26 protein-coding genes and 1 pseudogene are annotated in these 22,094 nt (G+C 70.5%); 18 read left to right on the top strand and 9 right to left on the bottom strand.

Going from position 1 to position 22,094, the window contains the following annotated elements:
• Positions 1–45 precede the first annotated feature (45 nt).
• Positions 46–780 (top strand): phosphodiesterase, encoded by a 735-nt coding sequence (locus Vqi01_RS13425; RefSeq protein ID WP_204035101.1) that lies wholly within the window; start codon positions 46–48, stop codon positions 778–780.
• On the opposite strand, the gene Vqi01_RS13420 is transcribed toward Vqi01_RS13425, so the two are convergent.
• The gene (locus Vqi01_RS13420; protein ID WP_204035100.1) at positions 747–962 is read right to left on the bottom strand and encodes a hypothetical protein; all 216 of its coding nucleotides are present in this window, start codon (positions 960–962) and stop codon (positions 747–749) included. The genes Vqi01_RS13425 and Vqi01_RS13420 overlap by 34 nt on opposite strands.
• A 136-nt stretch (positions 963–1,098) precedes the next feature.
• Positions 1,099–2,250: an alkaline phosphatase PhoX gene (locus Vqi01_RS13415; RefSeq protein ID WP_204035099.1), complete on the bottom strand. Its 1,152-nt coding sequence runs from the start codon at positions 2,248–2,250 to the stop codon at positions 1,099–1,101.
• Between the two features lie 296 nt (positions 2,251–2,546).
• On the opposite strand from Vqi01_RS13415, the gene Vqi01_RS13410 reads away from it, so the two are divergent.
• The 3 genes from Vqi01_RS13410 to Vqi01_RS13400 all read left to right on the top strand — a co-directional run bounded on the left by Vqi01_RS13410 (position 2,547) and on the right by Vqi01_RS13400 (position 4,501).
• Positions 2,547–3,653, top strand: coding sequence for a 3-deoxy-7-phosphoheptulonate synthase (locus Vqi01_RS13410; RefSeq protein ID WP_204035098.1), 1,107 nt, complete (start codon positions 2,547–2,549; stop codon positions 3,651–3,653).
• Positions 3,654–3,981: 328 nt separating this feature from the next.
• Positions 3,982–4,245, top strand: coding sequence for a hypothetical protein (locus Vqi01_RS13405; RefSeq protein ID WP_372444354.1), 264 nt, complete (start codon positions 3,982–3,984; stop codon positions 4,243–4,245).
• A gap of 55 nt (positions 4,246–4,300) precedes the next feature.
• Positions 4,301–4,501, top strand: a complete 201-nt coding sequence (locus tag Vqi01_RS13400) for a hypothetical protein (RefSeq protein WP_204035097.1) — start codon at positions 4,301–4,303, stop codon at positions 4,499–4,501.
• Between the two features lie 94 nt (positions 4,502–4,595).
• On the opposite strand, the gene Vqi01_RS13395 is transcribed toward Vqi01_RS13400, so the two are convergent.
• Genes Vqi01_RS13395 through Vqi01_RS13385 form a run of 3 tightly spaced genes read right to left on the bottom strand, consistent with a single transcriptional unit; the run spans position 4,596 to position 5,824 of the window.
• The gene (locus tag Vqi01_RS13395; protein WP_204035096.1) at positions 4,596–5,123 is read right to left on the bottom strand and encodes a DUF1360 domain-containing protein; all 528 of its coding nucleotides are present in this window, start codon (positions 5,121–5,123) and stop codon (positions 4,596–4,598) included.
• Positions 5,124–5,183: 60 nt separating this feature from the next.
• Positions 5,184–5,501, bottom strand: a complete 318-nt coding sequence (locus Vqi01_RS13390) for a hypothetical protein (protein WP_204035095.1) — start codon at positions 5,499–5,501, stop codon at positions 5,184–5,186.
• On the bottom strand, positions 5,501–5,824 hold the full coding sequence (locus Vqi01_RS13385; protein ID WP_204035094.1) for a DUF6158 family protein: 324 nt from the start codon (positions 5,822–5,824) through the stop codon (positions 5,501–5,503). The genes Vqi01_RS13390 and Vqi01_RS13385 overlap by 1 nt, the downstream gene beginning before the upstream one ends.
• A 125-nt stretch (positions 5,825–5,949) precedes the next feature.
• On the opposite strand from Vqi01_RS13385, the gene Vqi01_RS13380 reads away from it, so the two are divergent.
• The gene (locus tag Vqi01_RS13380) at positions 5,950–6,378 is read left to right on the top strand and encodes a hypothetical protein (protein WP_204035093.1); all 429 of its coding nucleotides are present in this window, start codon (positions 5,950–5,952) and stop codon (positions 6,376–6,378) included.
• Between the two features lie 25 nt (positions 6,379–6,403).
• On the top strand, positions 6,404–6,739 hold the full coding sequence (locus tag Vqi01_RS13375; protein WP_204035092.1) for a DUF3817 domain-containing protein: 336 nt from the start codon (positions 6,404–6,406) through the stop codon (positions 6,737–6,739).
• Between the two features lie 38 nt (positions 6,740–6,777).
• On the opposite strand, the gene Vqi01_RS13370 is transcribed toward Vqi01_RS13375, so the two are convergent.
• Complete coding sequence (locus Vqi01_RS13370; RefSeq protein WP_204035091.1) at positions 6,778–7,308, bottom strand: DUF6232 family protein; 531 nt, start codon at positions 7,306–7,308, stop codon at positions 6,778–6,780.
• Positions 7,309–7,768: 460 nt separating this feature from the next.
• Between Vqi01_RS13370 and Vqi01_RS13365 the strand changes: the two genes are divergently transcribed.
• A complete protein-coding gene (locus Vqi01_RS13365; RefSeq protein ID WP_204035090.1) occupies positions 7,769–8,740 on the top strand; it encodes a C40 family peptidase in 972 nt (323 codons plus the stop codon).
• Between the two features lie 73 nt (positions 8,741–8,813).
• On the opposite strand, the gene Vqi01_RS13360 is transcribed toward Vqi01_RS13365, so the two are convergent.
• Positions 8,814–9,815 carry a sigma-70 family RNA polymerase sigma factor gene (locus Vqi01_RS13360; RefSeq protein WP_204035089.1) on the bottom strand — a complete coding sequence of 334 codons (1,002 nt, stop codon included), beginning with the start codon at positions 9,813–9,815 and terminating at the stop codon, positions 8,814–8,816.
• 478 nt (positions 9,816–10,293) lie between these two features.
• On the opposite strand from Vqi01_RS13360, the gene Vqi01_RS13355 reads away from it, so the two are divergent.
• Positions 10,294–10,989 carry an SDR family NAD(P)-dependent oxidoreductase gene (locus Vqi01_RS13355; protein ID WP_204035088.1) on the top strand — a complete coding sequence of 232 codons (696 nt, stop codon included), beginning with the start codon at positions 10,294–10,296 and terminating at the stop codon, positions 10,987–10,989.
• On the opposite strand, the gene Vqi01_RS13350 is transcribed toward Vqi01_RS13355, so the two are convergent.
• Positions 10,974–11,729 (bottom strand): dTMP kinase, encoded by a 756-nt coding sequence (locus Vqi01_RS13350; RefSeq protein WP_372444353.1) that lies wholly within the window; start codon positions 11,727–11,729, stop codon positions 10,974–10,976. The genes Vqi01_RS13355 and Vqi01_RS13350 overlap by 16 nt on opposite strands.
• Positions 11,730–11,883: 154 nt before the next feature.
• Here Vqi01_RS13350 and Vqi01_RS13345 point away from each other — a divergent pair, with 154 nt between their 5' ends.
• From Vqi01_RS13345 to Vqi01_RS13300, 10 genes and pseudogenes are all read left to right on the top strand, one after another.
• Positions 11,884–12,468: a nucleotidyltransferase gene (locus Vqi01_RS13345; protein WP_204035086.1), complete on the top strand. Its 585-nt coding sequence runs from the start codon at positions 11,884–11,886 to the stop codon at positions 12,466–12,468.
• Entirely contained in the window at positions 12,465–12,740 is a 276-nt protein-coding gene (locus Vqi01_RS13340; RefSeq protein WP_204035085.1) for a hypothetical protein, read from the top strand. Before Vqi01_RS13345 ends, Vqi01_RS13340 begins: the two co-directional genes overlap by 4 nt.
• Before the next feature lie 10 nt (positions 12,741–12,750).
• Entirely contained in the window at positions 12,751–13,527 is a 777-nt protein-coding gene (locus tag Vqi01_RS13335; protein ID WP_204035084.1) for a metallophosphoesterase family protein, read from the top strand.
• Entirely contained in the window at positions 13,518–13,661 is a 144-nt protein-coding gene (locus Vqi01_RS13330; protein ID WP_189045814.1) for a GPGG-motif small membrane protein, read from the top strand. The genes Vqi01_RS13335 and Vqi01_RS13330 overlap by 10 nt, the downstream gene beginning before the upstream one ends.
• A gap of 118 nt (positions 13,662–13,779) precedes the next feature.
• Positions 13,780–13,878 (top strand): annotated as a pseudogene (locus Vqi01_RS13325) (tryptophan-rich sensory protein); the annotation flags it as partial.
• Positions 13,879–14,148: 270 nt separating this feature from the next.
• A complete protein-coding gene (locus tag Vqi01_RS13320) occupies positions 14,149–15,498 on the top strand; it encodes an ABC transporter substrate-binding protein (protein WP_204035083.1) in 1,350 nt (449 codons plus the stop codon).
• Between the two features lie 64 nt (positions 15,499–15,562).
• Positions 15,563–16,615, top strand: a complete 1,053-nt coding sequence (locus tag Vqi01_RS13315; RefSeq protein ID WP_204035082.1) for a carbohydrate ABC transporter permease — start codon at positions 15,563–15,565, stop codon at positions 16,613–16,615.
• 1 nt (position 16,616) lies between these two features.
• Positions 16,617–17,582, top strand: a complete 966-nt coding sequence (locus tag Vqi01_RS13310; RefSeq protein ID WP_204035081.1) for a carbohydrate ABC transporter permease — start codon at positions 16,617–16,619, stop codon at positions 17,580–17,582.
• 60 nt (positions 17,583–17,642) lie between these two features.
• Positions 17,643–18,677, top strand: coding sequence for a LacI family DNA-binding transcriptional regulator (locus Vqi01_RS13305; protein ID WP_204035168.1), 1,035 nt, complete (start codon positions 17,643–17,645; stop codon positions 18,675–18,677).
• Positions 18,678–18,724: 47 nt separating this feature from the next.
• Complete coding sequence (locus Vqi01_RS13300) at positions 18,725–20,380, top strand: glycoside hydrolase family 13 protein (protein WP_204035167.1); 1,656 nt, start codon at positions 18,725–18,727, stop codon at positions 20,378–20,380.
• 144 nt (positions 20,381–20,524) lie between these two features.
• Here Vqi01_RS13300 and Vqi01_RS13295 read toward each other — a convergent pair whose 3' ends face one another.
• Entirely contained in the window at positions 20,525–21,949 is a 1,425-nt protein-coding gene (locus tag Vqi01_RS13295; protein WP_204035080.1) for an MFS transporter, read from the bottom strand.
• Between the last annotated feature and the right edge of the window lie 145 nt (positions 21,950–22,094).

The raw sequence follows: 22,094 nt of genomic DNA, 5'->3' as shown, positions 1-22,094 counted from the left end.
TGGGGTGGGCGGTATCGATCGGTTCGGCCTGGGTAGACGTGGAGGGTGTCGAGGACATCCACTCCATCGCGCGCCGCTGCCCTCGTTGAACGCGCGGCCAGAGTGCTGGCGCGGCTGCGCCGGGGCCGCCTGCTGCACCCGGCCGGCCGGTCCTTCTCCGGCGAGGTGTTCGTCTGGGGTGTGCCGGCCCCGACCGGTGTCCGGCTGCTCGACGAGCCGGGACGCTATCCGGCGACCGTCCGGCTCTCCAAGGGAGTGCCCACCCCGGCCGGCTGGCCCGACGTGCTGGGCCTGGCCGTCCGGTTGCACCGCCCGTCGGGGCGCCCGTTCGACCTGCTGGTCAGCTCCAGCGCTGCGGCGCCGCTGCTGCGACACCTGCCGTTGCCACGGCGCCGGTTCGCCGGCACGTACAGCTCGATCATGTCGTACCGGTCGGCCCGGCAACGGCTCTGGTTCGCCGCCCTGGCCGACCCGGAATCGCCCGACCTCGGGTGCGACCTGACCGAACTGACCGCGTCGGCCCGGGCGGACGCGCCCCGGCTGCTGCTCGCGGTCGCCTCCGCCCTCGGACCGTGGCAGCTCTTCGGGCAGGTCACGCTCGGCGACCAGCTCGGCGCGCGGGAGGACACCGCGCTGGCCTACGACCCGGTGGGCAACGCGCCGGAGGACCTGTGCTTGGCGGGACCGCTGCGCTGGCTGCGGGAGTATTCGTACCGGGGATCCCGCCGGGCGCGTAAAGCCAGCGCTCAGTCGGGGGGTTCGACCGGGGTCACCGTCTGATCCGAGGTGCGCCGCTCCAGCACGGTGTCCGGGGCGGCGTTGCGGTCGGTCTCCCGGACATCGGATTCGGTGAGGATCGCCTCGGCCTGCGCCTGCGCGTCTTCGCTGCCGGCAGCCGCCTCCTCGGGCAGCAGGTGGGCGCGGGACTCCATCCGTTCCTGGTCGCTCAGTCCATCAGTCATAACCGCTCCCATACCCCACCCCACCCACCCGCACGCCGCAAGGGACGGGAAAGGAAGGGCCCCCTCTTAACGCCTCCGGTAGAGGAAGGGCCCCTTTTTAACGCGCTGCGTTAAAAAGGGGCCCTTCCTTTCACCTTCAGCGGAACGGGCCGCGGACCTCGTAGGTGATCCCGCCGGAGGACGATCCGGACGTGCCGCGCTGCGAGGAGAAGTAGAACCGGGTGCCGTCCGGCGAGAAGGCCGGCCCGCAGATCTCCGAGGAGGACTGGCCGGTGATCTTCAAGAATGGTGCGACCACCTCGTCGGGCGTGATCAGGCAGATCTCCATGTCACCGCCGTCCTCGGCGACGTAGAGGTCGCCGGAGCGGGCACCGGTGATGTTGTCCACCCCGGTCAGCGGCGCGGTACCGGAGACCAGCGAATCGTCGTACGCCAGGGAAATGCGCTGGTTGACGGCGTCGTACGCCCAGACCCGGTTGTCGCCCTTCGTGGTGAACCAGCAGGTGCCGTCGGCGTACCAGCAACCCTCGCCGCCGTTGAAGCGCTTGGCACCGGAGACCTGGCTGCGGGTCAGCGTGCTCGCCGCCGAAGGATCGGGCACCGGCGCCCAGGTCACCGGACCGCTGGTGGCGGTGCCCGCGACCAGCACCTCCAGCGTGCCGGCGGAGAGGTCGCCCCAGTTCGTCGGCCGGAAGCGGTAGAAGCAGCCGTTTGTCTCGTCCTCGGTCAGGTAGATCACCTTGCGGTCGGGGTCGCACGCCGCCGCTTCGTGCTTGAACCGCCCCATTGCCGCCCGGCGCACCGCCGTCGTGCCGCCCTGCGGGTACGTCTCGTACACGTACCCGAGGCTGACCTCCTCGCAGGACAGCCAGGTCGCCCACGGGGTGGCGCCGCCGGCACAGTTCTGGTTGGTGCCGGAGAGGATGCGGTACGCCGAGGCGATGCTGCCGTCCGCGTTGAAACGGACCGCCGACGCACCACCATTCGGGGTGATCTCGGAATTCGAGACGTAGATCCAGCCCGTGCCGGCGGGGAAGCAGGCGCCGCCGTCGGGCGCGTCGTGCCAGGTGTACGACGTGCCGGCCACCGTCTGGCGGGAGCGGGCGATGATCCGGCTGGTGAATCCGGCGGGCAGTCGGATTCCGTTGGCGTCGGCGGTGCCGAGCGGCCCGTACGGGCTGGGGCCAGGCTGCGCGGGGGCGGCCACGGCCGCACCGGCCCACAGGCTGCCGGAGAAAGCGGCAGCGCCACCGGCGACGGCGGCACGCAGCAGGGTACGACGGTCCATCGAGACCTCCGGTCGATGACGTTCGATGGGAACTACCGGCAGACTCATCGACCGGGATGAACGCGGAACGAGGCGGCGCCGACGAGGGGGTGAGGACTCGGCCACCGTCGGGTACGCTTACCGGCGTGACAAGGTCGTATCGATGGTTTAGGCAGCCGGCTCGCAGGCCGGTGACCTCACCATGATCTGACGTCACCGTTTTCGAGCCGGCCGGGCAGGAGCTTTCGTTCCTGCCCTTTCGCGTACGAGCAGCCGGCTCGACCCGGGCACCGGCCCCGGGTGCGGTCGGCGAAAGGATGCCCACCGTGACGACCCCGGACAATCACCGGGTCATCGACCAGCGGATCGACCGTGTCGTACCGCTGACCACCCCGGCCCTGCTGCATCACGAACTACCCCTCGACGACAGCCTGACCTCGGCCGTGCTGGCCGGCCGGCGCGCCGTCGGTCGGGTGCTGGACCGGGACGACGACCGGTTGCTGGTGGTGGTCGGCCCCTGCTCGGTGCACGACCCGGCCGCCGCCCTTGAGTACGCCCACCGACTGCGCGAGGCGGCCGCGCGGGTTTCCGAGGATCTGCTGGTGGTGATGCGGGTCTACTTCGAGAAGCCGCGCTCCACGGTGGGTTGGAAGGGCCTGATCAACGACCCCGGGCTGGACGGCTCCGGTGACGTCAACAACGGCCTGCGGATGGCCCGGGCGCTGCTGCTCGACGTGCTGCGCCTCGGCCTGCCGGTGGGCTGCGAGTTCCTCGACCCGATCACCCCGCAGTACATCGCGGACACCGTGGCGTGGGGCGCGATCGGGGCCCGCACCGTGGAGAGCCAGGTGCACCGCCAGCTCGCCTCGGGCCTGTCCATGCCGATCGGCATGAAGAACCGCCCCGACGGCAGCATCGCCACGGCGGTGGACGCGATCCGGGCCGCCGGCGTGCCGCACGTCTTCCCCGGCATCGACGTCTCCGGCACCCCGGCGATCATGCACACCCGGGGCAACGCGGACGGCCACCTGGTGCTGCGCGGCGGTGGCGGGCAGCCGAACTACGACGCGGCGTCGGTGGCGGGCGCACTCGACCTGCTGCGCGCCGCCGGGCTGCCGGAGCGGCTGGTGGTGGACGTCAGCCACGGCAACAGCGGCAAGGACCACCGCAACCAGCCCACGGTGGCCGCCGACGTGGCCGCGCAGATCGCCGCCGGGCAGTTCGGCATCGTCGGGCTCATGCTGGAGAGCTTCCTCGTACCCGGCCGGCAGGATCTCGACCCCACCCGGGATCTGACCTACGGCCAGTCGATCACCGACGCCTGCATCGGCTGGGACACCACCGAGGAGGTCCTCACTCACCTCGCCACCGCCGTACGCGCCCGCCGGGCCCACGCGGCCCGCCTGGACCCCACCCTCGCCTGACCACACCTTCCCCCTCCCGCCCTCGGCGATCCGGGCTGTGTCCACGTCAGACAGGCGTCGCGTTGATCATGAAGTTGTTGCCATGGGAACACGCTTTCCAGCACAACAACTTCATGATCGACGGGATCAGGGGTGGGAGGGGGCGGGGTGGGAAGGGGCGGAGTGGGTGGGGTTTGCTGGGTGGGGGTGCGGGTAGCTGACGGGGGTGAGTGACGACCTACCCGTGACCAAGGCACCCCCGGCAGACACGGCGCCCTCGGCGGCCACGCGTGACGTGCGGCTACCGGACGCCATCCTGGCCGACGTGCCCGTGGTCGACACCGCCGCGATCGACCCACCCGTCACCGACCTGCCCGGCACGGCCGCCGCCGTGCCCGACGAGGTAGGGACCGAGGAGGTGGACACCCGGCCGCTCGACGAACTGCTCGATGAGCTCTACCACGGCCAGGAGCGGATCAGCCAGGTCGACATCTACCGTCGCGCGGTCGCCGCGGAGCTGCCGGCACAGCTGCTCTCCCGGCTGAACGCGGTGCCTCAGGGCGAGTACGCGGTCGACGAGCTGGCCGACCTGCTGGGCGGCTCGGCAGGCTGACCTCCGAAGCGCTGCATCTCACGCGCCCGGCGGGAAAGCACAGAAGAGGAGCACCATGTCGCAGCCCGAGGAACAGCACCACCACGAGCGGAGGCCGGCGCTCGGCCAGCCACCGGAAGGTACGGACACCTTGCCCGAGCCGGACTTCGCCAACGAACACGACCGCACCGCCGTCGACCGGGACATCATCACCGGGGCGGATCAGGACGAGCGTGAGCCGGAGTCGCCGCGCGGCTGGTCCGGCATGCAACGCTGACCCTGGCTCTCCGCCAACTGCGGCACGGCGATGCCGCCGGTCAGAAAACCCGATGCCGCCGGTCGGGAAAACCCGAGCCGGCTGGGTCGGCTGGTCAGTCCCTGCGGCCCTCCGCACTCTGCTGGGCCTTCGCGTACGCCATCTGAAGGAAGTCCGACGCGGCGACCGCGGTCAGCGCGGTGGCGACCAGGCGCGTCAGTCGCGGCGCGAGCACGAGGCCGCCGGTGAATCCCGTGGCCACCCAGACCGCCAGGCAGAACGGGCAGCTGAGCAGCTCGCCGATGGCGTGTCGGGTGGCACTGCCCGAGTCGCGGACCTGCTCCATCACCTCGCCACTGCCGATCGGTCGGTCGTAGCGGGTGAAGGGTGCGCGCAGCGGACTGGTCACCGCGTCCTTGGACAGCAGCCGGCTGAGCTTGTGGGTGGCGATGGAGAGGAGCACCACGTCGGAGGTGGCGGGCCGCTCCGGCACCGTGCGGCCGGCCGCCTTGACCAGCGTGGCGATGGCAGCGGTCACCCCGGCGTAGGTGCCCATCGACGCCAGGTAGCCGCCGAGCGGGCGGTGCTCGTGCGGAGCGTACGCCTGGCGCAGCCGTGTCACCTTCTGCTTGAGTTCGCCCACCCGGCCTCCTTCGGGTCATGCGTGATCGGTCGCCCCGCCAGCGGGACGGGCACGGCCGGGTCAGCCGGCCTGCAGGTTGTCGGCCACCGCCCGGACGAGGTTGGTGAGGGCCTCCTCGGCCAGCCGGCCGGCCTCCTGGCCGCCGCCGGCGAGATCGAGCCGGAGCCGGGCACCGCCGGCGTCGACCGGCTCCACCCTCAGCTCGGCCGACCAGTCCGTGTCCGGCGCGTCCCAGCGGGCCCGCAACCGCGCGGTGTCGCCGTTGCCGATCGCGGACAACAGCGGCTCGGGCAGCCATGCGCCGACCCGGTCCGGGTCGATCGCCGTGTTGAACACGACCTCGGGCGGGGCCGACATCCCCTGCTCCGCGTACGCCATCACACGTCCCGCAGCCGGCTCGGGTCGACCTCCCGCCCGGGGTGCCGAGCGAGGTACTCGGTTTCCAGATCGGCGGTACGGCGTAGGTGGTTGGCCAGCGCCGAGTCGGTGGCGTGCCGCAGCGTGTCGAGCCGGGTGCGGTGCAGGCTCTGCATCTCGCGGATGAGATCCTCGTCGGCCAGCTCGACCGGGTCGATGCCGGGCAGGTCTTCGTCGAGCGCCGGGGTCGCCACCCGGTCTCCGCTCCATTCGGGGATCCGCTGCTCGGGGCTCACCTCGGTGCCGCCGGCGGGAAATCCGTCCTGTCGTCCCGATGCCGTCATCTCGCGCCCCCTCGTGCGTCATGGGCTGGCGTCTGTACGGTTGCCCACACCGGCTGCGGCCAAACCAACGCCACCACTACGACACGTCGTCGGAGAGCAGCGGCCGTGGGCGGTACCCTCGTCGCATGAAGCGGCTCTGGACCCCGGCGTGGATAGCTCGCCACGTGGCCATGGTCGTGCTGGTGGCGTCCTTCCTCGGGCTCGGCTGGTGGCAGGTCAGCCGGGCCGCCGCGGGGAACGCGATCAGCTGGGGCTACGCGGTGGAATGGCCCATCTTCGCGGGATTCGTGGTGTTCGTCTGGTGGCGTGAGGTCAAGCACGCGCTGCGCGGGGCGACGACGACCGGCGAGTCGCACGCCTCGGGCACCGGCCCGACCGCCACCGAGCAGGGCGGCGGTGCGGGCCGGCCGCGACCGGTGGTCCGCCGGCCGGTACGCGTCACCCGGGTCGCCGTCGACGACGGCGGGGAGGACGCCGACGTGGCTGCCTACAACCGTTACCTGTCATGGTTGAACGCCAACCCGGGCGCCAAGCCCGGCGACTACCCCGGCTGAGCCGGCCCGGAAGGACGGACGAGAAGTGCGTGCTGCCCTCACCCGCTACCGAGTGATCGCCTGGATCGTCGGTGTGGTGCTGATCCTGCTGGTCGTGATCGGCATGCCGCTGAAGTACGGCTTCGACAACCCGGTCGTGGTGGAGACCGTGGGCCAGGCGCACGGCTTCCTGTACATGGTCTACCTGGTCGCCGCCTTCGATCTGTCCCGGCGAGCCAACTGGCCGCTCAAGCGCATGGTCCTGGTGATGCTGGCCGGCACCGTGCCGTTCCTCTCGTTCTGGGCCGAGCGCCGGGTGAGCTCCCTGGTCATCGCCGAGCAGCGGGAACGCGAGCAGGCCCCGGAGCCGGTCGCCGGCTAGCCGGCAGGCCAACGGGAGCGGTCAGCATCGCCGACCGTTCAGCGCTGCGGCCGCCACGGGCGCGCGGTGGCGAGCGGGTCGTCCCAGCCGCCGTAGCTGTTCATCTCCCGCGCCCGGCGCAACGCCCGGGTCACCTGGCCGAACTGCTGCTCGTCGTCGCTGCTGAACAGCAGCTCCTCCGTGTCGCCGCGTCGGCCCCACAGCTCGTAGGCCGGCGGGCGCCACCGGTCGCCGGCGGCGGCGAGCAGCACCGGCACCAGAAACACGGCGCCGAGCAGGAGGTACGCCCCGGCGGTGAGCCGTTGCAGCCCTCCGGTGAAGCCGAGCACCAGGCCGGCACCGACGATCATCGCTGTCGAGACCAGGACGGCGCGGACCGCCACCCGGTCGTGTGGTCCCCGGGTGGTGTGCAGGTGGGTCAGTTCGGCGATCCGCCAACTGGTGCTGCCCACGGTGAACCGGTCCGCCGTGACGATGATGCCCGGTCGGGCGTAGATCAGCGCCGGCCCTCGGCCGGCGGTGCCGCGCGGTGAGCGAGGCGTTCGCGTCGTCGTACCGTCAGGATCCACGGCCCCTCCCTTCACGCTCGGTGAGGCCGGGCCGGTCCCGCCCGCCTGCCCATCGAATGCCGGATGGACGGGAATGTGCGGCCGTGCGATTCATTGTGTGCACCGTTCGCCACCTGCGCCGGGACATTTCCCGTGGTCACCGGCCTTCTCGGCGGACCGGCTCGGTGAGGATTCGGGACCCAAGTCCGGCTTGTCGGTCATCGGCGTCAGCGGACCGGCGTCATGTGTCGAGAGCGACCCTTCCGGCATTTGGTTGATAACCGGATCTATCCACCGTAACCGAATGAGCTTCGTCTCAGGGTTCCCACCGGTCTCGCCTTTCCCTGCGGATGACACCTGCCCCGTACTACCTTGGGCGGGTCGGCCCGGTCGGCCGCCGTCCATCCGGACGGCACCGGGTCGGTGCCGCCGCCGGGCCTCAGCAGCCCGCGACGGCCCTGGGAGAGGAGCACTCGAGCTCTTGTCGCCCCTGATACACACGCTGCGTGCTCTGACGCTCGCCGCCTTCACGCTGGTGCTGGTCGCGCCAGCGACGGTGGCCAGGGCCGAGCCGTCCCCCGCCGAACTCACCCGGCGGATCGAAAAGTCCTCCGCCGAGTTGGAACGGGTGGTGGAGGCCCACAACGAGCTACGCGAAAAGATCAAGGAGAACCGGGTCGCCGTGGATCGGCTGCGGGAGCGGATCGGCCCGCTCGAGCAGCAGGCCGCGCAGAGCCGGGCGGACGTGGGCGAGATGGCCGCCACCGCGTACAAGACCGGCAACCTCGGCACCGTCGACGCGCTGTTGCACGGCGGCGACGCGGTGTCGGTGCTCGACCGGCTCGGCACGCTGGATCACCTCACCCGGCAGCGCCAGGCGAGCATCGCCGGTTACACGGCCGACCAGCAGCGGCTGCTCGAGGAGAAGACCCGGCTCGACGTAACGCTCAGCCAGCAGGCGGCGCGCTCCAAGGAACTGAGCGCGACCAAGCGACGGATCGAGCGCGACCTGGACAGGCTGTACGAACTGCGCCGGCAGGCGTACGGCCGGGCCACCGAGCGCCCGGCCAACCGGTCGAACAGCGTTGAGGACGCACCAGCCGTCTCCGGCCGGGCCGGCACCGCCGTCCGGTACGCCTACGGTGCGCTCGGCAAGCCGTACGCCTGGGGTCAGGACGGGCCGAATGGCTACGACTGCTCGGGACTGACCTCGGCCGCTTGGCGGGCCGCGGGCAAGCAGCTGCCGCACAACACCCGGATGCAGTGGGGCGTGGTGGCACACATCAGCCGCAGCGAGCTACGCCCCGGGGACCTCGTCTTCTACCGCAGTCTCGGCCATGTGGCGATCTACGTGGGCGACGGGCAGGTCATCCACGCGCCCACCTTCGGGCGCAACGTGGAGAAGCGGAACGTGGATCTGATGACGCCGTACGGCTACGGCCGGGTCCGCTGAGCCCTCCCAGCAGAGCGACGAGCGGCCGGCGTCCCCTGTGGGACGCCGGCCGTTCGTCGTCATGAGTATCAGGTCAGGCCGCCTGCAGACCCTCCGCACGGGCCAGCTCCCGGAGCCGGCCGAGCGCCTGGATCTCCAGCTGCCGGATCCGCTCCCGGGACAGCGAGAACCGCGAAGCCACCTCGGTCAGCGAGTGCTCCCGGCCGTCCTCGAGCCCGTAGCGGGCCCGCATGATGCCGGCGGAGCGGTCGTCCAGGTGGTTGAGCAGCCCTTCGATCCGCTGCCGCTCCAGCCCGGTGAGAACAATGTCCTCCGGCGACGGCGCGTCGCTGTCGGCGACCAGGTCGCCGAGGTTGGTGTCGCCGTCGTCGCCGACCGGCGTGTCCAGCGACACGGTGTCCTGCGACCAGCGGACCAGCTCGTTGACCCGCTCGACGGTCACCCCGAGGGCCGCCGCGATCTGCTCCGGCTCCGGGTCGCTGCCCAGCTCACGGGTGAGCTGGCGGGCCATGTTGCGCATCCGGTTGACGTCCTCCACCAGGTGCACCGGCAGTCGCACGGTGCGCTCCTGCTGGGCGATGGCCCGGCTGATCGCCTGCCGGATCCACCATGTCGCGTAGGTGGAGAACTTGTAGCCACGCTCGTAGTCGAACTTCTCCACCGCCCGCACCAGGCCGGTGTTGCCCTCCTGGATCAGGTCCAGCATGGGCATGCCCGACCGGACGTAGCGCCGGGCGATCGAGACGACCAGCCGCAGGTTGGCCCGGATGAACAGGTCCTTGGCCCGCTCCCCCTCGGCCACCAGCCAGGCCAGTTCGGTCCGGGTGGCATCGTCAGGGACGCGGTCCTCGCCGAGCAGGTGCTCGGCGTAGAGGCCCGCCTCGATGGCCTTGGAGAGGTCGACCTCCTTGGCGGCGTCCAGCAGCGGCGTCCGGGAGATCTCGTGCAGGTAGACTCCGACCAGGTCGCGCTCCTCGGCGACCTCGTCGGTTCGCATACCGATGTTCTTGTCCACGTTGCCCACGGTCCCCTCGCTCGCGCCGGTTGCCCGGTTCCTAGCCGTCTCCACGCTCATCAGCCCTCCCCCGTAACCTCCGCTGTGCCCACCGGTGCTGACACCTACACAACAGATGAGACGTGTCGGGGATTCCATGTCATGGTTCGAAAGTGTCACGAATGCCTGATAATCAGCTGAGAGTACGGTCCATGTTTGCTGTCACCCTGCCCGCCGACGCTGACAGGTAATCCGTGAGGTCGACGGGTCGACGCGGATCGCCGGCCGTCCCATTTCCATGGCAACATTGCCTGGTCACGGGCACAGCGACCCGGGTCACCCGCCGTGCTGCGATCCTGGTCACTGCCAAATACGCGTACGGGGACCGCTTGGTTCATCCACGCCGGTGGTAATACCCCACGCCCAGTTGAACAATCGACGGCCCGCTCCTATGCCCGCTCCGGCACACCAGTCGCATCGGTGGGCCCGATGGTCGCGATGGCGGGGCCAGGTGGGCTCCGGGCGAGATGTCGGCACCGTCACGTAATAGCGTGTGTCCATGGCGGATCGCAGTGTGCTGATAACCGGGGGTACGGGCGGGCTCGGCGCGGCGGTCAGCGCCGTGTTCGTCGAGGCGGGCTGGCGGGTGGTCGCACCACAGCGCCGACCGCCGACGGTGACCACCGACCCGGGCGCCAACGCGCCGGTCCGGCTGGTCGCGGACCTCACCGACCCGACCGACGCGGCGCGGGCGGCCGAGGTGGCCGCCCGCGACCCGGAGGCGCCGCTGCGCGCCGTGATCAACCTGGTCGGCGGGTACGCCAGCACCGGCCTGGTGCACGAGACCCCGGTCGACGAGTTCGACCGGATGCTCACCCTCAACCTGCGCCCGACCCATCTGGTCACCCGGGCGGCGCTGCCGCACCTGGTCGCCGCCGGTGGCGGCGCGGTGGTCTGCGTCGCGGCCCGCGCCGCGCTCAATCCCTTTCCCGGCGTCGCCGGCTACGTGACCGCCAAGGCCGCGGTGCTCGCCTTCGCCTCCGCCGTGGCGGTGGAGTACAAGGCGACCGGCGTACGCTGCAACACGGTCCTGCCCAGCGTCATCGACACCCCGGCGAACCGGGCCGCCATGCCCGACGCCGATCACTCTCGCTGGGTCGAGCCGGCCGAGATCGCGTCGGTGATCCATTTCCTGGCCTCGGACGAGTCCGCGCCGACCAGCGGCGCTGCCGTGCCGGTCTACGGTCGGGCCTGAGCCGGGATCAGTCCCGGCGGCGCCGGGACGACCATCCGCGACCTGTCGCACCCCGAGGGCCGGCCGACCGGCCCGCCGCCGGCCGCCAGCCAGCCGGCCAGATAGCCCTGGATCTCCCGGGCCACCTCCTGCACCGACCGGCCCGCGTCGATCACCACGAAGGTGGGGTACTCCGGCAGGGTGCGGTAGGCGAGGTCGGCGGCGGTCAGGTAACCCAGGCTCTCGTGGTCGGTGCCGCGCCGCTCGATCCGCCGGTACGCCTCCGTCGGGTCCACCGCGAGCAGGAACGTCACCTGCGGTCGCGGAAAGAGCCGGTACGCGGCACGGACCAGCCCTTCCCAGCGCTGCGTCCCGCCGTGTGCCCGCAGGCTGGCGTACTGGCAGGCGGCGTAGCGGTCCATCACCGCCACCCGGCCGCTCAGCAGGCCGCCGAGCAGCGCGCTCGCGATGGCCAGCCAGCGCAACACGGACTCCACCACGAGCATCCCGGTCCGCCCGAGCAGCGCCTGGGCGTCCGGCCGTCCCAGTCGGTACGCCGCCCGGCCCAACCAGCGCCGGCCGCCAGCGTTGCGATGGTAGGTGGCGGGGTGCCCGGCCACGGTGAGCATCTGGGCGAGGTGACGCGCCTGGGTGGTCTTGCCCGAGCCGTCGATGCCGATCAGCGCCACCGTGCGAAGTCGCGGTCTGTTGCCTGTCACGCCTGCCCGCACCGACCGCCTGACTCGCGTTGATCTGGCCACTCTCGACAGGCTATCGGGCCGACGCACGCAACCCGCGTGGTTAATCCCTTCAGATGCTGTTCGCGCCCTTCCGCAAGCCGCTCAGGTGTGGACGACCGGAATGCCGGGTACCGGTCGGTCATCCACCCGGTGACGAGTCGACGGGAGAGGCGAGATGGCCGAGCGCGACGACGAGACTCTCCTGCACACCCTGAAGAAGGTCGCCGCGGTGCTCAAACAGGCCGACATCCCGTTCGCGCTCGGCGGCAGCTTCGCCGTCTACGCGCACGGCGGGCACTCCAGCGAACACGACGTCGATTTCCTGATCCGGGAGCCGGACGTGGAGGCCGCGCTGGAGGCGCTGGTGGCGGCCGGTTTCACCGCCGAGCGGCCGCCGGAGGACTGGCTCGTCAAGGTCTACGACGGCGGCCGGATGGTGGACCTGATCCACCGGCCGATCGAGACGCCGGTGACCGAGGAGACCTTCGCCGACACGGTGGTCCGCTCGGTCGACGCCATCCACATGCCGGTGCTGTCGGCCACCCAGCTGATGGTGCACAAACTGCTCAGCTTCTCCCAGCACTACTGCGACTTCGCGCGCGGGCTGCCGCTCGCCCGGTCCTTGCGAGAGCAGATCGACTGGGAACGGGTACGCAAGGAAACGCAGCACTCGCCGTACGCCGAGGCATTTCTGGTGCTGCTGGAGAGGCTGGAGGTCGTGCCGCAACCGGGCACCGCCGACGGGAGGGGATTACCGTGACCAGGCACCGCGACCTCGGCACCGGGCCACCTGACGAGTACGTCGAGGCGGAGATCCACCGGCTGCTCACCGAGGATCCGGCCGTCGCCGAACAGGGCATCAGCGTGGTCCGCACCGAACGTGCCCTCGTGCTGTACGGCGAGGTCGAGAGCGTTCATCGGCGGGACGAGATCCTGCGCCGGGTCTCCGAACGTTTCCCGGACGTGCCGATCACCAGCGATATCGGGGTGATCCGTACGCAGGCGCCCACGGAGATCGAGCAACTGCCCTGAGGGAGGTTCGATGGTTATCCGGATCGCCGCCGTGGGCGACGTGCATCTGGACGAGGACGTGGTCGGTCGGTTCCGGCCGGCACTGGAGGAACTGCCCGGCAACGCCGACGTACTGCTGCTCGCCGGTGATCTGACCCGGCACGGGACCGAGGCCGAGGCGCGCTGCGTGGCGCGGGAGTTCGGCGGCCTGGGCGTGCCGGTCATCGCCGTGCTGGGCAACCACGAACACCAGTGCGACCAGGTGCCGCAGGTGGTCGGGGTGCTGGAGGAGGCCGGCATCACCGTGCTGGAGGGCAGCGGCGTGGTGCTCGACACCCCCGGCGGGCGACTCGGCGTGGCGGGGGTCAAGGGCTTTGGCGGCGGCTTCGCCGGCCGCTGCGCCAGCGACTTCGGTGAGCCGGAGATGAAGGCGTTCGTCCGCACCACGACCGAGAGCGCCGACCGGCTGGCCCAGGCGCTGCACTCGCTGGACTGTGACCTGCTGGTGGCGCTGACACACTACTCGCCCGTGCCGGACACCCTCGCCGGTGAACCGTTGGAGATCTACCCCTTCCTGGGCAGCTACCAGCTCGGGCAGGCGATCGACTCGGCGCCGACCGCGCTGGCTCTGCACGGACACGCGCATCACGGCTCGGAGCGGGGCACCACCCCCGGCGGAGTACGGGTGCGCAACGTCGCCCACCCGGTGATCAAGCAGGCGTACAGCATCTTCCATCTGGGCGATCACCTTGATCAGGCCCAGGTTTCCGGAATCGGGGCCGGGGGTATTTCGCAAACATGGAGCTGATTCTCTGGATTCTCGCAGTAGTACTGGTGGTCGCCGGCGTGCTCGCGCTGTTCCGCCGGCAGATCCTGTGGGGCATCGTCCTCATCGTGGTCGGGCTGTTGGTCGGCCCGGGTGGTGTCAGCATCTTCAATTGACGCTGCGGCGCAGGGCGCCGCGGCGTACCGGACCGCCGGGGTCGTCGTGACCGGATCTCCGTCCTCCCGACCGGAGCCACCGGCACGGCGGCCTCGGCGTCTCTGGCGTCGTGACCGGCGGACCAGCCGGCCCGCAGCGGCCCTCATGCCGCCCTACTGGGCCTGGGTCACCTTCGCCGCCGCGCTCAACTACTCGGTGCGGCAGCTGAACCGCTGACCTCAGCCAGCGAACCCGGCGAGAGGGCGGCCGGTGGTGGTCCCCGTCGCGGCCAGCCGCATCGACTGCCCGACCCCATCGACGGGCACCCTTCCGCCTGTGGGAGCGTGCTCAGCCACAGCCAGCGGGTCTCCGGATTGTTACTCGGTCGTGTCCGTCTAGGGCTGGACCACGCCTCATGCAAGCGCTTACATGTGGAAACGCCCATCGGACCGGCGCGAGGTCAACCGGATGCAACCCTGGCCAGCGCCGGCTAGGAAGGAGGACGGCATGGCGTTCCACGCCAGGCCACGCCAGGCCCTCGCGATCGCTGGCGCGATCGGGCTGGCGCTCGCCGCCACCGCGTGCGGCACCGGAAGCAACGACAAGGGTGGCAGCAGCAACGCCGGTTCCGCCGAGTGCGCCCCCTATGAGAAGTACCAGGGCCACGACGGCAAGAAGGTCAGCATCTACTCGTCGATCCGGGAGATCGAGGCCGATCGGCTCGACCAGTCCTGGAAGCAGTTCGAGGAGTGCACCGGGATCGACATCAACCACGAAGGCAGTGGCGAGTTCGAGGCCCAGCTGCCCGTACGCGCCGACGGCGGCAACGCCCCGGACATCGCCTTCATCCCGCAGCCGGGTCTGCTTCAGCGGTTCGCCGAGCGCGGCCAGATCAAGGCGGCCAGCGCCGAGACCAAGGCGATGGCCGAGGAGAACTACCCGGCCGACTGGCTGAAGTACAGCACCGTCGGCGGCACCTTCTACGGCGCGCCGCTCGGGTCGAACGTGAAGTCGTTCGTCTGGTACTCGCCGAAGATGTTCCAGGAGAAGGGTTGGACCGTCCCGACCACCTGGGACGAGATGATCAAGCTCAGCGACACGATCGCGGACAGCGGCGTCAAGCCGTGGTGCGCCGGCATCGAATCCCAGGACGCCACCGGCTGGCCGGCCACGGACTGGATCGAGGACGTGCTGCTGCGTACGCAGGGCCCCGAGGTCTACGACCAGTGGACCACCCACGAGATCCCGTTCAACGACTCGCGGATCGCCGAGGCGGTGGACCGCGCCGGCACCATCCTGAAGAACGAGAAGTACGTCAACGGCGGCTTCGGTGGGGTACGCAGCATCGCCACCACCGCCTTCCAGGAGGCCGGCGTACCGATCACGCAGGGCAAGTGCGCGCTGCACCGGCAGGCGTCGTTCTACGCCAACCAGTGGCCGTCGGGCACCAGGGTGGCCGAGGACGGCGACGTCTTCGCCTTCTACTTCCCGGCCATCGACCCGGCCAAGGGCAAGCCGGTGCTCGGCGGCGGCGAGTTCGTGGTCGCCTTCAGCGACCGCCCGGAGGTGCAGGCGGTGCAGACCTACCTCGCCTCGGGTGAGCACGCCAACAGCCGCGCGAAGATCGGCGACTGGGTCTCGGCGAACAAGAAGCTCGACCTGGCCAACGTCGCCAACCCGATCGACAAGCTCTCCGTGGAGATCCTCCAGGACGAGAAGTCGGTCTTCCGGTTCGACGGTTCCGACCTGATGCCCGCCGCCGTCGGCGCCGGGACCTTCTGGAAGGGCATGGTCGACTGGATCAACGGCAAGGACACCGCCACCGTGCTCCAGGGCATCGAGGGCAGCTGGAAGTGAGCCCAGTGGGGGGCCGGTCCGCGCGCGCGGACCGGCCCGCCGGCTCCATTCCCTGGGAGGGTTGATGAACTTCGACTTCGCCGACCAGGCCCCGAAACTCATGATGCTGCTGTGGGGGCTGGTCGCCTTCGCGGTGGTGGTCGGCGGCCTGCTCGTCCTGCTCGACGCGGTACCGGCGTTCTTCGCCCGGCGTCGGGAGGCGCAACTCGTCGCGGCGTCCGTCAGCGGGGCCCCACTGCCTCGCCGAACCAAGCCCCGGGAGGGGCTGTTCGCGCTCTTCTTCCTGCTACCGACGGTGCTGCTGCTCCTGATCGGCCTGGTCGTCCCGGCGATCCGGACCACCCTGCTGTCGTTCATGGACAGCAGCAGCCAGAACTGGGTCGGCCTGGACAACTACCGCTGGATGTTCGCCGAGGACGCGATCGTACGGGTGCTGCTCAACACGCTGGTCTGGGTGACCCTGGTCCCGCTGGTGGCCACCGCCATGGGCCTGCTCTACGCCGTACTGGTCGACAAGGCCCGGCTGGAGTCGCTGGCAAAGTCACTGATCTTCATGCCGATGGCGATCTCGTTCGTCGGTGCCAGCATCATCTGGCGGTTCGTGTACGCCTACCGGGGCGAGGACCAGGAACAGATCGGCCTGCTCAACCAGATCGTGGTCAGCCTCGGCGGCGAACCCCGGCAGTGGCTGCTCGACTCACCGCTGAACACACTGCTGCTCATCGTGATCATGGTGTGGATCCAGGCCGGTTTCGCCATGGTGGTGCTCTCCGCGGCGATCAAGGCCATCCCGTCCGACATCATCGAGGCGGCCCGCCTCGACGGGGTCAACCCGTGGCAGATGTTCCGGCAGATCACCCTGCCCAGCATCCGACCCGCGCTGATCGTGGTGGTGGTCACCATCTCGATCGCCACGCTGAAGGTCTTCGACATCGTCCGTACCGCGACCAACGGCAACTACGACACCAGCGTGATCGCCAACGAGATGTACAACCAGGCGTTCCGGTACGGCGAGAACGGGCAGGGCTCCGCGCTCGCGGTCTTCCTCTTCGTCCTGGTGGTACCGATCGTGATCTTCCAGATCCGCAACCTGCGTCAACAGCGCCGGGAGGGCTGAGATGACCACCACCACTCCCCCGGCTGCCATCGGCACCCAGGCCACCGAGCAGCGGTCCACCCGGGCCGCCCGGGTGAGCAGGCGGCTGAACAGTCGCATCGCCACCCTGGTCGCGATCGTGATCGCGATCGTCTGGACCATCCCGACCTTCGGTCTGTTCGTCTCATCGCTTCGCCCCGAGGCGGAGATCAAGACCACCGGCTGGTGGAACTTCTTCGGCAACCCGGAATTCACCCTCGAGAACTACCAGGACGTACTGTTCGGGCAGTCCTCCTCGTCCGGGCAGCTCGCCAGCTACTTCATCAACTCGCTGGTGATCACCCTGCCGTCGGTGTTGTTCCCGCTCGCCTTCGCGTCCCTGGCCGCGTACGCGCTGGCGTGGATGAACTTCCGGGGCCGGGACTGGGTGTACATCAGCATCTTCGCGCTACAGATCGTGCCGCTGCAGATGGCCCTGGTGCCGCTGCTGAGCTTCTTCTCGCGCGGAGTCAGCCTGGGCGGCGTCACCCTGCTGCCCGCCTGGAACCTCGACGGCGCGCAGAACTTCGCGCAGGTGTGGTTCGCGCACACCTGCTTCGCACTGCCGTTCGCTGTGTTCCTGCTGCACAACTTCATATCGCAGCTACCGAAGGACCTGATGGAGGCGGCCCGGGTCGACGGGGCCACCCACCCCAGGATCTTCCGCACCATCGTCCTGCCCCTGGTCGCGCCGGCCCTGGCCGCGTTCGGCATCTTCCAGTTCCTCTGGGTCTGGAACGACCTGCTGGTCGCGCTCATCTTCGCTGGCGGCAGCGACGTCACCGCGCCACTCACCGTCCGCCTGGCCGAACTGGCCGGCACCCGGGGCAACGAGTGGCAACGGTTGACCGCGGGAGCGTTCGTCTCGATCGTCGTACCGCTGCTCGTGTTCCTGTCCCTGCAGCGCTACTTCGTTCGTGGGCTGCTCGCCGGCAGCGTCAAGGGTTGATCCCTCGTGGTGCCGCCGCCGACGCGGCGGCGGCACCACACGGGCGTGATCGGGGTTGGTGTGACGAAGATCGACGACGTCGCCCGGCTGGCCGGAGTCTCCACGGCCACCGTCTCCCGGGCGCTACGCGGACTGCCGACGGTGTCGGCGGCCACCCGCCGTCGGGTGCTGGCCGCAGCCGAGCAGTTGCAGTACGCCGTGTCGCCGAGCGCCTCGCGGCTGGCCGGTGGCCGGACCGGCAGCGTCGCCGTGGTGGTCCCCCGGATCACCCGATGGTTCTTCGGTGTGGTCGTCGAGGCGGTCGAGGACTTCCTCCACGAGGCCGGCTACGACCTGCTGCTGCACAACCTCGGCGGGCGGGAGCGAAACCGGCAGCGACTGCTGCGCACCGCCGCCCTGCACAAGCGGGTGGACGCAATCATGCTGGTCGCCACCCCGCTGCGCGCCGCGGAGATGAGTGCCCTGGCCGCACTCGACCTGCCCGGGGTCACCATCAGCTCCGGCACCGAGGTGCCGGGCTGGCCCTGCGTACGCATCGACGATGTGGCCGCGGCGCGGACCGCGACCCGGCATCTGCTGGAGCTGGGCCACCGGCGGATCGCGCACATCTCCGGCGACCCCGACGACGAACTCGCCTTCAGCGCGCACCTGGACCGACGCCGGGGTTATCAGGAGGCGCTGCGCGCGGCCGGACTGCGGCCGGACCCGGCGCTCGACGTGGAATCCAGCTTCGACATCGACGGCGGCACCCGGGCCACCGAGGAACTGCTGCGCCGCGGGGACCCGCCGACGGCCATCTTCGCCTCCTGCGACGAAATGGCGATGGGGGCGCTGACCGCGCTGCGGGAGGCCGGTCTGCGGGTCCCGCAGGACGTCAGCGTGATCGGCATCGACGATCACGCTCTCTCCGGCGTACTCGGCCTGAGCACCATCGCCCAGCCCGCCGCCGAGCAGGGCCGGCTCGCGGCGAAGATGCTGCTGGATCCGCTCGCCGGGCGGAGCCCCGAGGCCGGCATGAGCACAACGGCGGCACCGGTGATCCTGCCCACTCGGCTCGTCGTGCGTGAATCGACCGCACCGGCGCGGGCACACTGAACGACAGCAGCCCGGCGGACCTGCCGGCTCGAGCATGGGAGCACGCCCTGAACGACACCGCGACGCACCAGGAACAGCCCGCCGCCCCTGCCACCGGCTGGTGGACCGAGGCGGTGATCTACCAGATCTACCCACGCTCGTTCGCCGACTCCGGCGGCGACGGCATCGGTGACCTGCCCGGCATCACCGCCCGCCTCGACCACCTGGTCGAGTTGGGAGTCGACGCGATCTGGCTCTCCCCGTTCTACCCCTCACCGCAGGCCGACGCCGGCTACGACGTGGCCGACTACCGGGACGTCGACCCGCTCTTCGGCACGCTCGCCGACGCCGACCACCTCATCGCCCAGGCTCGGGCCCGTGGTCTGCGGGTCATCGTCGACCTGGTGCCCAACCACACCTCCAGCGCTCACCGGTGGTTCCAGGCCGCCCTGGCCGCCGCGCCGGGCAGCGCCGAGCGGCAGCGCTACATCTTCCGCGACGGTCGTGGGACGGACGGCGCCGAACCGCCCAACGACTGGCAGAGCGTCTTCGGCGGGCCGGCCTGGAGCCGGGTCGCCGACGGGCAGTGGTACCTGCACCTGTTCGACCCCGGCCAGCCCGACCTGAACTGGGACAACTCCGAGGTGCGGGCGGAGTTCCTGGACGTGCTGCGGTTCTGGCTGGACCGTGGCGTCGACGGCTTCCGGGTCGACGTGGCGCACGGCCTGGTCAAGCAGGCCGACCTGGCCGACTGGCACGAGCCGCAGGAGATCCTCTCCGGGCAGGAGGCGGAGAAGCCCCGCCCGCCGATGTGGGACCAGGACGGCGTACACGAGATCTACCGGGAGTGGCGGCGGCTGCTCGACGGCTACCCCGGCGAGCGGATCCTGGTGGCCGAGGCATGGGTGGAGCCGGTCGAGCGGCTGGCCCGGTACGTCCGCCCGGACGAGATGCACCAGGCGTTCAACTTCGAGTACCTGCTCGCCTCGTGGACGGCCCCCGCCCAGTACGCCGTGATCACCCGATCGCTGGAGGCCACCGACGCCGTCGGTGCCCCCACCACCTGGGTGCTGTCCAACCACGACGTGGTGCGGCACGCCTCCCGGCTCGGGCTGCCGATCGGCACCGCCCGCCCCAACGGCATCGGCATCGGCGACGAGCAGCCGGACGGGGCGACCGGCCTGCGCCGCGCTCGGGCGGCCACCCTGCTGATGCTCGCCCTGCCCGGCTCGGCCTACCTCTACCAGGGTGAGGAACTCGGCCTGCCGGAGCACACCACGCTGCCCGACGAGGCCCGCCAGGACCCCACCTGGGAGCGAAGCGGACACACCCAGCGGGGCCGGGACGGCTGCCGGGTGCCGATCCCGTGGGAGGCCGACGCACCGTCGTACGGCTTCGGGCCGACCGACGCCAGTTGGCTGCCGCAGCCACCGATCTGGGCCGAGTACGCGCTGGACCGCCAGCGCGGGGTGCCCGGCTCGACGTACGACATGTACCGGAGCGCGCTTCACCTGCGGCGCGAGCACGGGCTGGGCCGGGGCACCCTGGAGTGGCTCTCCTCCGGCGACGAGGTGCTGTCGTTCCGCAACGGCAACCTGGTCGTACTGACCAACTTCGGCGCCGCCGCCGTACCGCCGCCCGCCGGGAAACTGCTGCACAGCAGCGGCCCGCTCGACCCCGACAACCAGGTCCCCACCGACACCACCATCTGGGTCGAGGTGTAAGGAAGGGCCCCTTTTTAACGCCTGGTGTATAGCAGGGGCCCCTTTTTAACATTCGGCCGACACGGCGGCGTGCCGGACGCACTTTGTTAAAAGGGGGCCCTTCCTCTACCGGAGGCGTTAAAAGGGGGCCCTTCCTTTCGTCTCCTACAGCTTTTGGGCGCGGGTGTGCAGGAGGTGGCGCACGTCGGCGATGTCCTTGGGCGAGCTACGGGCGGCCAGCCAGTACATGATGCCGGTGGGGATGAAGAAGAGCTGGAACGCGGCCAGCCCGACCGCGTAGTTCAGCGGCGGTGGGAACGCCGACCGCAGGGCGTGGAAGGCCACCCCGACCAGGCCGTTGCCGGCGGCCCGGCCGACCCCGTTGACCAGGTTGCCCAGGCTGTAGACCGTGCCGCGATGCTCGGGCGGGTTCGCGTCGGCGATCAACGCGAACCAGTTCGGCGAGTTGGCCGAGGTCAGCGCCAATGCGAGGAGCGCGGCGAGCAGGCTCAGCCCGACGGTGGGCTCGGTGAACACGCTGCTCACCACCGCTCGCACCACCGCGCCGGTCCCGGCGCCGTCGGGCACGTCGATGCGCATCGGCACGAAGAACAGGACCAGGTAGAACGGGACCGCGGCGAGGATGCCGACCGCCGCGACCAGGGCCCGACCCGAGGGCGTACGCCGTTGCAGCGCGTCGCCGACCAGGCCGCCCACGATGGAGAGCACCCCGCCGAGCTGGAACAGGGTGGCGAAGACGCTGCCCACCATGATCGCTGTGGACGACGAGTAACCCTGGTCCCGGGCCCGTTCGGCAAAGAGCACGGGTAGCCAGACCAACGAGCCGAACGCGGCCTGGGCGGTGAGACCCTGGAAAACGAGCCAACGGTTGGTCCGCCGCCCGAGGATGACCGGCAGGTCGCCCCGGCTGATCCGGTGGTCGTACTCGGCGCCGGTGGCGAGCGCATCGGCCAGTTCCGGTTCGCTCTGCCCGCGCCGGATGTCGTACGTGAACAGGTACGCCGCAGTGGCGGCCAGGCCGACGACGGTGAGCAGCAGGAACGGCCGGCGCCAGTCGGTCGCGCCGAGCAGCCCGCCGACCAGCGTGCCGGCCAGGGTGCCGATGCCCTGAGAGAGCCCCCAGAAGCTCATCACCAGGCCCCGACGGCGGGGCGAGATCAGGTCGGTGACGACCGAGAAGCCGACCGACCCGACCGCGCCGAGCCCGATCGCCGCCAGCAACTGCGCGGCGAGGAACGTGGAATAGTTTCCGGCCAGGCCGCTGCCACCGGTGCCGGCCGCCCAGATCAACGTGCCGATCATGAGCAGCGGCTTGCGGTTGGTGCGGTCACCGAAGTATGCCCAGCCGACCGCTGCCACCGCGCTGACCAGGAAGCTGACTGCGGTGACCAGGCCGAGCAGGCGCTGCGGCACCGCGAAGGAGTCGGCGATCGCGCCGTAGAGCGGCGGCACCAGACCAATCGCCACGTTGTCCAGCGAGGCGAGCAGCACGAAGACCACGACGCTGTAGAACCGGTGCCCGGCGCCGCCACCCCACACCCGCGCGGATCTGCCCCTGGTCATGGTCATGCGGGCAGCCAACCAGGGCCGGACGAGGAGCCGATCACCGGGTCGGGCCGCGCGCAATGCCCACGCCGGGCGCCAGGCCGGACCGCGCAATGCCCACGCCGGGCGCCAGGCCGGACCGCGCAATGCCCACGCCGGGCGCCAGGCC

Origin of the sequence: Micromonospora qiuiae (genome assembly GCF_016863555.1) — a bacterium.
Classification (GTDB): domain Bacteria; phylum Actinomycetota; class Actinomycetes; order Mycobacteriales; family Micromonosporaceae; genus Micromonospora; species Micromonospora qiuiae.
This window is presented reverse-complemented; position numbering and strand designations above follow the sequence as displayed.

Bases quoted from the DNA above. Each gene is read 5' to 3' on its own strand.
- Vqi01_RS13420 (WP_204035100.1), bottom strand. From the start codon at position 962: ATGACTGATGGACTGAGCGACCAGGAACGGATGGAGTCCCGCGCCCAC.
- Vqi01_RS13360 (WP_204035089.1), bottom strand. From the start codon at position 9,815: ATGAGCGTGGAGACGGCTAGGAACCGGGCAACCGGCGCGAGCGAGGGG.
- Vqi01_RS13310 (WP_204035081.1), top strand. From the start codon at position 16,617: ATGACCACCACCACTCCCCCGGCTGCCATCGGCACCCAGGCCACCGAG.
- Vqi01_RS13355 (WP_204035088.1), top strand. From the start codon at position 10,294: ATGGCGGATCGCAGTGTGCTGATAACCGGGGGTACGGGCGGGCTCGGC.
- Vqi01_RS13345 (WP_204035086.1), top strand. From the start codon at position 11,884: ATGGCCGAGCGCGACGACGAGACTCTCCTGCACACCCTGAAGAAGGTC.
- Vqi01_RS13335 (WP_204035084.1), top strand. From the start codon at position 12,751: ATGGTTATCCGGATCGCCGCCGTGGGCGACGTGCATCTGGACGAGGAC.
- Vqi01_RS13415 (WP_204035099.1), bottom strand. From the start codon at position 2,250: ATGGACCGTCGTACCCTGCTGCGTGCCGCCGTCGCCGGTGGCGCTGCC.
- Vqi01_RS13410 (WP_204035098.1), top strand. From the start codon at position 2,547: ATGCCCACCGTGACGACCCCGGACAATCACCGGGTCATCGACCAGCGG.
- Vqi01_RS13400 (WP_204035097.1), top strand. From the start codon at position 4,301: ATGTCGCAGCCCGAGGAACAGCACCACCACGAGCGGAGGCCGGCGCTC.
- Vqi01_RS13330 (WP_189045814.1), top strand. From the start codon at position 13,518: ATGGAGCTGATTCTCTGGATTCTCGCAGTAGTACTGGTGGTCGCCGGC.
- Vqi01_RS13380 (WP_204035093.1), top strand. From the start codon at position 5,950: ATGAAGCGGCTCTGGACCCCGGCGTGGATAGCTCGCCACGTGGCCATG.
- Vqi01_RS13385 (WP_204035094.1), bottom strand. From the start codon at position 5,824: ATGACGGCATCGGGACGACAGGACGGATTTCCCGCCGGCGGCACCGAG.
- Vqi01_RS13315 (WP_204035082.1), top strand. From the start codon at position 15,563: ATGAACTTCGACTTCGCCGACCAGGCCCCGAAACTCATGATGCTGCTG.
- Vqi01_RS13320 (WP_204035083.1), top strand. From the start codon at position 14,149: ATGGCGTTCCACGCCAGGCCACGCCAGGCCCTCGCGATCGCTGGCGCG.
- Vqi01_RS13390 (WP_204035095.1), bottom strand. From the start codon at position 5,501: ATGGCGTACGCGGAGCAGGGGATGTCGGCCCCGCCCGAGGTCGTGTTC.
- Vqi01_RS13295 (WP_204035080.1), bottom strand. From the start codon at position 21,949: ATGACCATGACCAGGGGCAGATCCGCGCGGGTGTGGGGTGGCGGCGCC.